Below are 13,442 nucleotides of genomic sequence, written 5' to 3' on the forward strand. Positions count from 1 at the left end.
CTGGAGGAACTGGATAATCACGATTTCACGCGATTCAAGTATCGCATTGCCAGTTAATCTTTTGCGTTAGCTCGCTGTCATTTGCCTGGTCTAATTTGCAATGATTTAGATGTGGGAAAGATAAGTTGTAAAAGGCCTGAAAAACCCGGCTTTTCTCTTTCCCCTCCTTCCCTTCACCCAGCCAATCACTTGTCTATCCACAGTCTATCACTTGTCTATTATAGACAAGTGATAGACTGTGGATAGACAAGTGATTGACGCCGTTAAGGGAGGGATAGGGAAGGTCATGGGATTCAAGGCTTTGGAGTAATTGTGGCGCTATTGATGGCTGAGTTGTGAGCGGACCTGCCGGGGCTGAGGCTAAAAATGATGGCTAATGTGATCCCGGGCATGAAGTTAGTGCGATCGAGGCTGGAAGGGGGACGCACATCTGAAAAAAGGAGAGTGAATATCCTGGCTTTGGCGTTTGGATTGACGGGGGAAGTGAATTTTCCATTGACATAATTCCCGCTTCCGGCTTGCCTAACCGCATGTTCTATTATGCTGTCCATCTGCCCCTGGCGCTCAGCAAGGAGTTCCATTACCGCTCCGCCCAAAGCATTGCGGAGGGGGCGCGCGTCCTGGTGACATTCAACCGCAAGGACATGATCGGGATCTGCGGAGAGCAATTGACAGTTCCTCCGGAAGCTTCGATTTCCTACAAGCCTATCCTGGAAGTTCTGGATGAGGAACCGGTTCTGAACCCGAAGCTGCTCGCCCTGGCCAAGTGGATGGCGGATTATTATCACTGTTCTTTGGGCAGCGCTTGCTTTGCCATGCTGCCAGCCTGGCTGATCCCCGATATTGAGGCCGAGGTAAAGTGGCTTGGATCAGAGATCCCGGAGCAATACCAGCAGATCGCCAAAGCTTTGTCCGGCGGCCAGCCCCGGCGCGTGTCCGAACTGCGCTTGCTCCTCAAGGGAAAACCGGTCCTGCGGCTGGTGGAAGCGGGTGTGGATGAAGGCTATCTGGAGATCAGCCGCAAACTCAGCTCCCGGGACAAGCCCAAGACGCTGAATTTTGTCCGCCTGCTGGTCCCGTCCCCGGATCTGGACTCCTTTCCGGCCAGGCAAAAGGAAGCCCTGCAATTGATCCTGGCCTCGGCCAAGGAGGAGTTTCCCCTCTCCGAGATCAGCGACACGGTTTCCTATTCGGTGATCCGCGCCCTGGCCAAAAAAGAGGTGGTCAGCATCACACCCAAAAAGGTGGAGCGCCAGTTTTTCCAATATGACAGCAGCGCCCCGCCCAAAACCATCGTCCTGAATAGCGAGCAGCAGGCTGCCATCCGGGAAATTATGGAGCAACGCGGTTCTTTCCAGGTCCATCTGCTCTTTGGGATCACAGGCAGCGGCAAGACCGAGGTCTACATACCCCTCATCCGCTCTGTGCTGGAAGAGGGAAAGAACGTCATTTTCCTGATCCCGGAGATCGCGCTCACGCCGCAGATGGTGGAGCGTTTCCAGGCCGAGTTTGGATCGGTGCTGGCGATCAGCCACAGCCAACTGAGCGACCGACAGCGCCTGCAACAATGGCAAAAGATCTCACGCGGGGAATGCAGGATCGTTATCGGGGCTCGCAGCGCGGTGTTTTCCCCAATGCCCAGGCTGGGGCTGATCATCGTTGATGAGGAACATGAGCAGTCTTACAAACAGGACAACAATCCGCGCTACAACGGCCGGGACCTGGCGATCGTGCGGGCCAGGATGGAAGGGATCCAGATCATTCTGGGCAGCGCCACGCCCTCCCTGGAATCCTGGCACAATCAGGAACTGGGCAGATATCGCCTGCACCGGCTGGTCAGCAGGCCCCTGGAGATCAAGCTTCCCGCGGTGCGGATCCTCAGCCTCTGCGATGACTACAACCAGCAGCTTCTTTCCGACGAACTGATCGCGGCGATAAACACGCGCCTGGAAAGGCACGAACAGGTGATCCTGTTCCAAAACCGGCGCGGCTTTTCCTCCTTCATGCAGTGCCTGAAATGCGGGGAACTGATCAAATGCAACAATTGTGAGATCAGCATGTATTACCATCGCGACCGCGAGGAAATGCACTGCCACTATTGCGGCCACGCCTATCCCAGCCCGCGCAAATGCCCGCACTGCGGCAGTTTCAGCTTTTCCTACGGCTCGCCGGGCACCCAGAAGGTGGAGCAGGTGCTGCAGATCCTCTTTCCCCAGGCCCGGATCCTGCGCCTGGATTCAGATTCCGCCCGCAGGCAGGATGCCCACAAAACCATGTATCGGCGCATGAAAGACAAGGATGTGGACATCTTGCTGGGCACACAGATGATCTCCAAGGGCTTGGATTTTCCAAACGTGACCCTGGTGGGCATCGTGAACGCGGACATCAGCCTCAACGTGCCGGATTTTCGCGCCGCGGAACGCACTTTCCAGCTTTGCACCCAGGTTGCGGGGCGCTCCGGCAGGGCGGACAAGACCGGCGAAGTCATCATCCAGACCTACAATCCGGAGCATTACGCCATCGTCCATGCTGGAAACCAGGATTATCCGGGCTTTGCCGCGGAAGAGCTTTCCTATCGCAAAAGATTGAATTACCCGCCTTACTACCGTCTGGCCCGGATCCTTTACCAATGCGGCGACGGGGACCTTTTGCAACAGGAAATGGAGGCTCTGTCCAGAAAGGTCTTGGTGCTGGGCTCAAACTTTCCACCGGAAGAGGTTTTCCTGCTGGGACCGGCCCCCGCGCCCTTTGCCAGGCTCAACAACCTGCATCGGCAGCATGTCATCATCAAGGGCCGAAACCCTTCCGCCGTGAAATCCGTGATCAGCAGGATCAGCGAGGACTACGCTCCTCCGCCCCAGGTCCACGTCCTCATCGATATCGATCCCCTCAGCCTGATGTGAGCGGGCCAAATTTTCCCTTGCCAAAAACCTCAGCTTTGAAATCTTGTATTAAACTGAAAAGGAGTAACCCATGACCGATAAAGAAATCAACGGCTGCAACTGCGGCGAAGATTGCGGGGACGAGACCTGCGATTGTGAACACGAGGACAGCAACGTCATCACCCTGGATATGGAAGACGGCACCCAAAAGGACTTCCTGGTGCTGGACATAATCGAGCACGAAGGCAAGCAATACATTGCCCTGGCGGAAGTTGACTCCATGGAATATGACATCATGTCCATGGCCGTGATCGATGAGAATGTGGAACTGAGCGTCATTGAGGACGATGACGAGTTCAACGCCATAGCGGCCAAATTCGACGAGCATTTCTCCCGCCTGGATGAGGAGTCTGAAGAGGAGTAGAGCGCTACCAACCTCATTTACCAATAATGAAGAATGTCTGTTTTGGATGGCGCCATGAGGGTTGATACCATCCTCAGGGACTGCCGGCAGCTCCTAACCCTGCGGGGCAAAAGCACCCCCCGCACCGGTTCTGAATTGAACGACCTGGGCATGATCGAAAATGGCGCCCTGGCGGTCAAAGACGGCCGGATCGTGGCTGTGGGCACAACTCAGGACATCTGTTTCCAGCATGAAGCGGACGAAACTGTTTCCGCGTCCGGCAAAGTCGTCCTGCCCGGTTTTGTGGATGCGCACACCCATCCGGTGTTCGTGCACACACGGGAGGATGAATTCGCCCAAAGGCTGGCTGGCAGGTCCTATGTGGAGATATCCCAAGCCGGCGGCGGCATCCGCAGCACCATAAAAAGCACGCGGGAAGCGGATGAAGGCCTGCTCTTCGCTCTTGCCAAAAAACGCATCGAACGCATGATCGCCTTGGGGACCACCACTCTGGAAGCCAAAAGCGGTTATGGGCTGGACACAGCCAGCGAGTTGAAGCAGCTGCGGGTGATCGGTCGCCTGGCGGCTGAGCTTCCCATCAGCATTATTCCCACCTTCATGGGAGCGCATGAGTATCCCTTAGAACACAAAGACGACCATCCTGCCTACATCGGCATCCTCTGCCGCGAAATGATCCCCGCCGCCGGGGAGCAGGGGATCGCGCGCTTTTGCGATATCTTCACCGAGGCGCATGTTTTCGGCATCCGGGAATCCCGCCAGATCCTTTGCTGCGCCAAAGACTACGGATTCCAGCTCAAGATGCATGCCGACGAGATCGAACCGATCGGAGGCGCGGAACTGGCCGCGGAATTGGGATGCGTCTCGGCGGACCATCTGGGGGCCGCGTCTGACAAGGGGATCAAGGCCCTCCGGGAAGCCGGGGTCATACCCGTTTTGCTGCCAGCCACGCTGTTTTCCCTGCGCAGCAAGACCTACGCGCGGGCCAGATACATGATCGAACAGGGCCTGCCAGTGGCCATCGCCACGGACTTCAATCCCGGAAGCTGCAATTGCGATTCGATGCCCCTCACGATCAGCCTGGCCTGCCTGCAGATGGGGCTTTTGCCCGCGGAGGCGATCTGCGCGGCAACGATCAACGCTGCCCACGCTTTGGGGTTGGCGGACCAGGTCGGCTCGCTCGAACCGGGGAAACTGGCTGATTTCACGGTCTGGGACATTCCCTCGGTCAATTTCATCCCCTACCATCTGGGCAGTTCGCACATCCTGAGCGTCTACGCCCGCGGCAAGCGCGTTTTTGCAGCTGAATCATGAACGGGTTTGGCAACGAGAATACTTACACCATTCTGGAAACCCTGAACCGGTCGAGGCATTTTTGCGTCTATAGGGCCAGAAACCAGCAAAACGGCAGCCTGGTGACCATCAAGACCATCGAGCAGCGCTGGAAAGCGGATTACGCGCTGATCCGCCAGCTTAAGGACGAAGCCGCGCTGGGCCTGAAACTGGAACATCCCAATATCCGCAGGACCCTCGCCCTGTTCGAGGAAGACGGGACACCCTATTTGGTGGGCGAATTCATCCAGGGCGACCGGCTTGACGCCATCCTCAGCCTGCCGAAAGCGGATATAAGTTATGAAACCGCGTTCAAATGGGTGCTGCAGGCCCTGGACGCGCTGGAATACGCGCACGCCAGCGGGGTCTTGCATATGAACCTCAATCCCGCCAGCATCATCATCGATCCAGATTATGACCTGAAGATCTTCGGTTTTGGCAAAAGCCCTGACAAATGGAAAACGGACGATCCGGACAAGTGCGATATCCATCCAGTGCTGTTCACTCCGCCAGAGGTCTTTTTGGACGAGGGCCAGGATGAATGCTCAGACCTTTATTCTGTGGGGGTTTTGGCCTATCTGCTCTTCTGCGGCCAGTTACCCTGGTCGCTTTCGCGCCGGGAAAGCCCATCCCAGCAAAAACAGCAAACCTTCCAACGTCCGGCGCTAAACCCAGATCTGCTCAGCAAACGCCTGCCCCACTGGCTGTTCAACATCCTGAACAAAGCCCTGATGCTCGATCCGGCCAAGCGCTTTGGCACTGCCGCCGAGCTGAAGAACGCGCTCCTGACCCAGCAGGACATACCATATGAATCCTGCCTGAACAGGACCATGCGGGATACGCCGCAAGCACCGGTGATTGCAGAAGTTCCGCTCGAAAAGCTGGAACCTGTTCCGGCCAGGGACATCGAAAAAGCAGTTGAGCAGGAAGATCAGAAGAAAGATTCAACCCCGAGCGCTGAGACTTGGATGACCCCTGAGCCAGAGATCGTTCCGGAACCCCAACCTGAGGAGCCATTCCAGGAAACCGGAAAAGATACTGAACCTGAGCGTGAGCCTGATCTAGAACCAGAAGAGGAGACCATCCCGCTCGGGCCTCCTGAACCGGTATCCCTGCCGCGGTCGAAACCGGCAGCAGCAAAAAAAGAGACCGTGATCCATATTCCCGGGGCGGATAAGGTTCAGCACGCTGAGCTCTCCAGAATGCAGCGCCTGTTCAGGATCTTTGGGATCATTTCACTGTTGATAATCGGCTACATCGTTGTCAAGTATGTGATTATCAAGGACAAGCCCGAGTTTTCCGAGGTTGAGACTGTAACGGCAACAGAAGCCGACGTATCGGAGTTCCGGGTCGCCAACCTGCCTCTTGAAATGATCTTCGTGGAAGGCGACAGCACCGTGATCGGGCATATCGGTCCTGAGGCTGATGACGACGAATTCCCCCCCCGTGAAGTTTACGTGCCCTCCTTTTACATCAGTCCGACTGAGATCACGCGCGAACAATGGGCCATGGCCTTGACGGATTATGTCATTCTGGAGGAGCATAAAGACCTGCCCATCACTGAGGTCACTTTCAATGAGGTTTTGGAATTCTGCAACGAGAAAAGCAGAGTGGACGGGCTGGATCCCTGCTATGACTTTTATAGCAACGGTGTGGTGTGCGATTTCAACGCCAACGGATACCGGCTGCCAACCGAGGCGGAATGGGAATTTGCCGCCAAAGGCAGAAGAAGGGACGATTTCACCATGTACAGCGGATCAAATTACCCCGATGCCGCGGCCTGGTATATCGCCAACAGCGCTGGCAGGGTGCATCCGGTCGGACTCAAACAGGCTAACCTCCTGGGCCTTTATGATATGAGCGGCAATGTCAGCGAATGGGTCTGGAACTGGTATGGCCGCTATTCCTACAACGCCGCGTTGCTTTACTCGGGACCGGAATCCGGCACCGACAAGGTCATTCGGGGCGGGTCCTGGAAAGACGAGTCCCATGAATTGAGGGTGACCAACCGGCAGGCCGTAAAACCCTATCTGAAAACAAATTACATTGGCTTCCGGGTTGTCCGCACCCCTTAATCGAACTCACATCCTGAAAACTTCCCCGCTCTCAAAATCTCTTGGGCAGTGCTATATCTGAATCTGTTTGGGTAAGAAAAAGCCAGGCTTGGCTGGCCTGGCATATTGGTATTGTCCTGAACTTGTCAGAATTTTGGGTATGTTCAGAATTTGCTGGTTAACTTGCGTTGCTCGTAGAGATCAGTAACCCTATGCTGCAGAAGCGAATCCACGGGGATCACAGTATCCCGGAGTAAGCTGAGGTCAATCAGCCCGGGATCGTAAGCTACTTCAGGGATTGAAGTTGCGCTTTCCAAGAGGTCTTGGGCAGCTTCGTTCCAATGATTGATGTCCGCCGTGGCCGGCGAGATCCAGTCAAGTTCGTAGAATAGGCGCAGCAACTCATTGGCCAGTATTGATTTGGAAGGATTGTGGAAGCGGGTTATACCGAAGTCTGAGGCCAGGGCTGTACCGTCAATCTCCAGATAGGAAGTCGCGGGCAGGATCAGGTCCGCTTCCGAGTTTTCAGAAGCGAACTGCATTATCTCCACGCAAAATGAAGAGGGCTTGCTTTTCCGGGCAGGAGTCCCGTAGGCAAGGATGAAATCGGCATCCGCGGCCAGTTCAAAGGAGGGCCGAAGGAGCTGCAATCCGTAATGGTTCTGATAATCGGTGGTTTCCAGCACGTTGCGGAACTGGGGATCACGGATGAAAGCGGCGTTCAGCACTCTGCCAATGTTTTGTTCGGAGATCTGGTTGATATTGTAGATGTAGAGCTGCCGTTTGGATGTATCCAAAGATGCCAGGGAGGAATGGACCGTATCCGCGAAACGGAGGGGATCGCTGCCGTCGCAGATTACGGATATGAGCCTCTTTCCCTGCCGCTGTTTCAGGCGCAGCATGGTTTGCAGGGTGTGGCTGAGCTTGCCGACGATGACATACTGCTCAAAGTTATCCAGAATTTGATAGGGCTCGAGGGTGGGTTGCAGGGTCAGGAATTCGCTGCTGAAGACCTTGTAGCGCTGATCGGCGCACAGCTCTTCGTCGCAAGATTGGGCAGCTCTCTGAACCATCAGCATCTCTTCCAGGCTGATATGCGGCGAGACCTCAAAACGCTTGACCGGAGAGGCTTTTAGCCTGTCCGAGATCAGAGCGAGGACGTCTTTCCAGGAGATTTCCAGCCAGCCGCCGTTTTCCTTTTTCAGCGGAGAGCGGAGCCGGTCTTCTGCGTAGAGCGCTTGCCAGCCAAATCTGCCTTTAAAACAAAGGTTCCGTCCGTTGAAGCCAGGATGCTCCTCATCAGTTGTTACGCGCACCGGCACTCCGGACTGGGTTTCGCAGGTAATCTTGCATCCGGTTCCGCACATGCCGCAGCTTTGTGAGGCCGTATCCTTGGGCAGCGGATTAAGCTTGTAGTTCAGATTCCTCTCCACCAAAGCGCCAACTGGACAGACCGCGATGCACTTCCCGCAGCTCTCGCAGGTGGTCTGGGTGAGCGATTCGCCGAATTCCGGGGCCACCACAGCCGCGAAGCCACGATAGATGTAGCCAAGCACGGCCGGGCCCTGGATTTCCGCGCAGGTGCGTACGCATCGGCCGCAGTTTATGCATTTGTTGGTATCGCGCACGATGAAAGGATGGCTGTAATCGATGGGATGCTTGTTGATGCTGCCGGGAAAGCGTAGAGCCTCGACATGGTATTCGGAGCAGAAGTCTCGGAGCTTGCAGGTTTCGTTCACCTGGCAGCCGCATTCCAGGCATCTATCGGCTTCCGCTTTGGCGACTGATTCAGCAAAGCCTTGCTCAACTTCTTTGAATGATGCTTTTGCCTCAGCAACAGGGATCTCGGGCATCAGCTCGCGCGCCGCTTTTTCAAATCCGGCATACTCCTCGGGGGAGATCTCCTGCACCTTGTAGCCTTTCTTGCTGTCAAAGCGGAAACTGTCGGACACAAGCGAAACTCCGTTCAGATAACGGTTGATGGCCTCGCTGGCAAAGCGTCCGTCTGCGATGGCCTCGATAGCAGTTGCTGCGCCGCGCCGGAAATCACCACCGGCAAAGACATTGCCCAAGCCGGTGTACATGGTGCCTTCATCCACGACCGCTGTCTGCCATCTGCTGACCGGCAGGATCTGGCCTTGGATATGGTTATCTTCGGCGGTGAAAACATCGACCTCGGGCACTTGGGAAATGGCGGCGATGATCGAATCGTAGGCTTTGGTGAAAAACTCTCCGGTGGGTTCGGGACGCCTTCTGCCGCTGGAATCGGGCTCTCCGAGCCTCATTCTTTCGATCTTGACCTCTTTGAGCTTTCCGTTCTCGCCGAAATATTCAACCGGATTGCAGAGGTAGTGGAAAATCACCCCTTCATGCCCGGCAGCCTCGATCTCAAAGGGTTCGGCAGGCATTTCGTCTTTGGTGCGGCGATAGATGACACTCACCTCACAGCCCAGGCGGATGGCGGTGCGGGCACAATCTATTGCTGTGTTCCCACCCCCGACAATGGCCACTTTTTTCCCCAGGGGAGGAGTGTTTCCCAGGCTGTGGGCTTTGAGGAAATCCACGCCCAGATAGCAACCTTGCTGGTCTGAGCCCTTGACCGGCATGGGAACGGCTTTCTGGGCTCCGATGGCCAGATAGACCGCATCGTATTGGGCGCAAAGGTTCTTCAATTGGATATCCTTGCCCAGGCTCTTATTGTATTCAATTTTCATGCCGCTGGCGCACATCAGCTCTATCTCGCGATCGAGGATGGCCTTGGGCAGCCTGTATTCCGGAATGCCAAAACGCAGCCAGCCTCCGGCGGCTGGGGCGGATTCGAAGATCACCACCTCGTGGCCGAGGTTTGATAAATAGAATCCACAGGTCAGGCCGGAGGGACCGGCTCCAACGATGGCAACCTTCTTGCCCGTGGAAGCCTCTTTATCCGGAACATAGTTCCAAGCGTCGTTCAGGTCCTCATCCGCGGCAAAGCGTTTGAGCTGGCGGATGGCGATGGGATCTTCAACGATCTGGCGGCGGCATTCCTTTTCGCAGAAAGCGGGGCAGACCCTTCCGATGGAAAGCGGCATCGGCAGGGTGTCCTTGATCACTTTCACAGCTTCGTGGTATTGGCCGTTGGCGATCAGGGAAACGTAGCCTTGGATGTCCACATGGTCGGGGCAGGCAATCTTGCAGGGGGCCTCGCAATCGGCATAGTGATTGGAGATCAGCAGTTCCAATGCCATTTTCCGGGCTGCCCGGATGTCTTCGCCATCCGTGGTGATCTCCATGCCGGGCGTGACATTGGTGCCGCAGGAGGTCACAAAACCCCGGCGGCCTTTCACTTCCACGGCACAGACCCAGCAGGATCCATAAGGTTTGAGCTCTTCATCATGGCAGAGGGTGGGGATCTCCAATCCGTTGCGGCGCGCCAGTTCCAGAATGGTAATGCCGGGTTCGGTCTGGACTTTGTTTCCGTTTAAAATCACTTCAATCATCGGTGTCTCCTATGCCTTGGTGATCGCGTCGAATTTGCAGGTTTTATAGCAGGCGCCGCACTTGATGCATTTGCTTTGGTCGATCATATGCGGCTGCTTGACTGTCCCGGAGATGCAGTTGACCGGGCATTTGCGCGCGCAGGCGGTGCAGCCGATGCACTTGTCCGGATCGATCTCATATTTGAGCAAGGCGGTGCAAACACCGGCGGGACAGCGCTTTTCCTCTATGTGGGCGAGGTATTCGTGTTTGAAATAACGCAGGGTGGTTAGAACGGGATTGGGAGCCGTCTGGCCAAGGCCGCAGAGCGAGCCTTTGATGATGTTTTGGGCCAGGTCCTCCAGCCTTTCGATGTCTTCCATGACGCCTTTGCCCTCGGTGATCCTGGTCAGGATCTCCAGCATGCGCCGGGTTCCGATCCGGCAGAAAGTGCATTTGCCGCAGGATTCGTTTTGGGTGAAATTCAGGAAGTAGCGCGCCACGTCCACCATGCAGGTGCCGGAATCCATCACCACCATGCCGCCCGAGCCCATGATCGCGCCGGTGGCGGTGATGCTGTCGTAATCGACGATCGTGTCCAGAAGTTCGGCCGGGATGCAGCCTCCGGAGGGACCGCCCATCTGGACGGCCTTGAAGGGTTTTTCCGTTTTCATGCCGCCGCCGACCTTATAGATAATGTCGCGCAGGGGTATGCCCATCGGAACTTCGATCAGGCCGCTGCCGGCGATCTTGCCCGCGAGGGCGAAAACCTTGGTGCCGGGGGATTTTTCCGTGCCCATGGCCCGGAATGCCTTGGCCCCATTGAGCAGGATCCAGGGGATATTGGCCCAGGTTTCCACATTGTTGATATTGGTGGGCTTACCCCAAAGCCCTGATTCCGCGGGGAAGGGCGGCCTGATGATGGGCATGCCGCGCTTTCCTTCGATGGATTGCATCAGGGCTGTCTCCTCGCCGCAGACAAATGCCCCGGCGCCTTCCTTGATATGGAGCTCAAAGCTGAAATCGGAGCCCATGATGTTGTTCCCCAGATAGTGTTTTTCCAGCGCTGCTTCTATGGCCACCTTGAGATGCGCGATGGCCAGCGGATATTCGGCCCGGCAGTAGATGTAGCCTTCATCCGCGCCCATGGCGTAAGCGCCGATGATCATGCCTTCTAGGATCTTGTGGGGGTCGCCTTCCAAAACGCTGCGGTCCATGAACGCGCCCGGATCGCCCTCGTCGGCGTTGCAGACCACATATTTCTTCTCGCTCTTGGCAGCCGCGGCAAAGGTCCATTTCAGGCCGGTGGAAAATCCCGCCCCACCGCGTCCGCGCAGCCCAGAATCCTTGATCTCGGCGATGATCTCGCCGGGCGAGAGCGCCAGGGCTTTGCGCAGGGCCTGATAACCGCCCCGGGATTCATAATCGGCAAGGGAGAGCGGATCGATCACCCCGCAATTCTGAAGCACGATGCGCTGTTGGTTGGCGAGCAGCTCATTGCGCGATGCGTCGCTTTTTTCGGCCAGGATCACATTGGAGGAGGGCAGCTTACCGCTTTGGTATTCCTCCACCAGGCTGATGATGTTTTCAGGATTCACGCGGCCCAGGGTCACGGAACCCAGATCTGAACCAGCCAATTCTACAACCGGCTCCTCAAAGCACATTCCGATGCAGGCTGTCCTTTTCAGGGAGAAAGACTCATTATTCTGCCCCAGGTACTCTTCCAGTTTGCGATAGACGTCTTCTGCACCGGCGGCGAGGCCACAACTGGCCAGGCCAACTTTCACGGTGATCGGTTCCATGCTCAGCCCTCCTAAAACCTGAATTTATCCAGGATGCCGGGAATGGCTTCCGGGGTGAGTTTGCCAAAAGTCTGGTCGTCAACCATGATCACCGGAGCCAGCGAACAGCAGCCCAGGCAGGCGACTTCCATCAGCGTGAACTTCATGTCGCTGGTGGTCACAGCGCCGGGAGCCAGCTTGAGGGTCTCGATCAGGGCGTCCTTGATCCCGTCCGCGTCCGAAACGTGGCAGGCAGTGCCTTTGCAGACCCGGATGATGTGTTTGCCCTGTGGTTCGAGGCGAAACATGGAGTAGAAGGTCACCACGCCATAGATCTCAGCGGCGGAGACATTCATTTTTTCCGAGATGTATTTCAAAACCGGTCGGGACAGATAACCCTCGAGAGCTTGGGCTTCCTGTAAAAGCGGGATCAATGCCCCCTTCTTGCCCTGATACGCTGAAAGGATGGCATCCAGCTTGCTAATATCGTGCTCCATGGCGATTCCTCTTTTTAAGATCTGCACCCTTTCCAGCCAGAGTTTTTACGGAAAGGGCACTGAAATTGCAAATTTATGGAAGTACGGACTTTGTCAAATAAAAACGCACAGCGCTCTTGTGATAATGCAAAGCTGGACTGATGGCCTCCGCCATTTCGGTGTCATTGATGGCCTTCAAACACTAATGCCAGTCACCCGGGCAAAAGCGATTAACTATTTGATCACGAGCACTTTCCGGGTGGCTGAATGATCCCCGCTCTGGACCCGGATCAAATACAGGCCGGAAGCGACATCCGCGCCGGAGCCGTTTTTCCCGTCCCAGATCAGGTTGTGCGTTCCGGCTGGCAATGCTTCCGAAGCCAGGCTGCGGATCATTTGTCCGCGTGGGTTGTAGATTTTTACCCCTATCTCTGCGGCTGAGGGAAGTTCCAGTATCAGCTTGGTCGATCCAGAGCAGGGATTGGGCGAGGGGCTTGATAAACTGAATGAAACCGGTGGCATTTGGGGATCGTCGACTGGAGTGCCCCAATGTTCAAGGCGGATCTCCCCGCCCAGCATGACGGCGTTGCCATGCCGGTGTGAGTTATCCAGAAACGCGTACCAATCCTGCCCCATGGGAATGTCGAAGCCGGTCAGGGTTTCATAGGCGGGGCTGGTATAGGAATAGGCGCTGCAAAAATTCTCCAATTGCAGGAACAGCAGGTTGTCCGAGTCCGTGACCATGAACGCGGCGTTGGATTGGACATCATCCTGCTTGTCGTAAAAATGGGCCGGCGAACCCAGCACATCGATGTCGTCCCAAAGCGTGCGGCCGGTGATGTAATACCAGTTGCTTTCCACAGTAACCAGGAACCGGAAATCCTGCACCGGATCGTCCGGATCGGCCAGCGATTCGATCGCGGGCTGGGGCATGGCGGCGGAGATCACGAACTGGTAAGCATAGGTTTCGCCGTCCACGGAATTGCTCACTAATTGCGCGTAGGTGCCAGGATTGGCGGGATAGAGGCCGAAAAAGGTTT

General features: G+C 56.1%; 8 protein-coding genes. 4 read left to right on the forward strand and 4 right to left on the reverse strand.

The genetic code is table 11. From position 1 onward, the window contains the following. The first annotated feature begins 530 nt into the window (after nt 1–530). From priA to K0B87_07400, 4 genes are all read left to right on the forward strand, one after another. The gene (gene priA, locus K0B87_07385; GenBank protein MBW6514562.1) at nt 531–2,903 is read left to right on the forward strand and encodes a primosomal protein N'; all 2,373 of its coding nucleotides are present in this window, start codon (nt 531–533) and stop codon (nt 2,901–2,903) included. Between the two features lie 70 nt (nt 2,904–2,973). Continuing rightward, on the forward strand, nt 2,974–3,306 hold the full coding sequence (locus tag K0B87_07390) for a DUF1292 domain-containing protein (protein ID MBW6514563.1): 333 nt from the start codon (nt 2,974–2,976) through the stop codon (nt 3,304–3,306). Nucleotides 3,307–3,360: 54 nt separating this feature from the next. After that, the gene (gene hutI / locus K0B87_07395) at nt 3,361–4,617 is read left to right on the forward strand and encodes an imidazolonepropionase (GenBank protein ID MBW6514564.1); all 1,257 of its coding nucleotides are present in this window, start codon (nt 3,361–3,363) and stop codon (nt 4,615–4,617) included. Then, on the forward strand, nt 4,614–6,710 hold the full coding sequence (locus K0B87_07400; GenBank protein MBW6514565.1) for an SUMF1/EgtB/PvdO family nonheme iron enzyme: 2,097 nt from the start codon (nt 4,614–4,616) through the stop codon (nt 6,708–6,710). Before hutI ends, K0B87_07400 begins: the two co-directional genes overlap by 4 nt. A 143-nt stretch (nt 6,711–6,853) precedes the next feature. Here the strand turns inward: K0B87_07400 and K0B87_07405 are convergent, their stop codons facing one another. The 4 genes from K0B87_07405 to K0B87_07420 all read right to left on the reverse strand — a co-directional run. Then, the gene (locus tag K0B87_07405; GenBank protein MBW6514566.1) at nt 6,854–10,168 is read right to left on the reverse strand and encodes an FAD-dependent oxidoreductase; all 3,315 of its coding nucleotides are present in this window, start codon (nt 10,166–10,168) and stop codon (nt 6,854–6,856) included. A 9-nt stretch (nt 10,169–10,177) separates the two neighbouring features. Beyond that, a complete protein-coding gene (gene nuoF / locus K0B87_07410) occupies nt 10,178–11,947 on the reverse strand; it encodes an NADH-quinone oxidoreductase subunit NuoF (protein ID MBW6514567.1) in 1,770 nt (589 codons plus the stop codon). A gap of 11 nt (nt 11,948–11,958) precedes the next feature. Next, nucleotides 11,959–12,423, reverse strand: a complete 465-nt coding sequence (gene nuoE, locus K0B87_07415) for an NADH-quinone oxidoreductase subunit NuoE (GenBank protein ID MBW6514568.1) — start codon at nt 12,421–12,423, stop codon at nt 11,959–11,961. Nucleotides 12,424–12,636: 213 nt separating this feature from the next. Continuing rightward, nucleotides 12,637–13,442 (reverse strand): T9SS type A sorting domain-containing protein (locus tag K0B87_07420; GenBank protein ID MBW6514569.1); only part of this gene is annotated, 806 nt, incomplete at its 5' end.

This window comes from Candidatus Syntrophosphaera sp., assembly GCA_019429425.1.
GTDB lineage: Bacteria > Cloacimonadota > Cloacimonadia > Cloacimonadales > Cloacimonadaceae > Syntrophosphaera.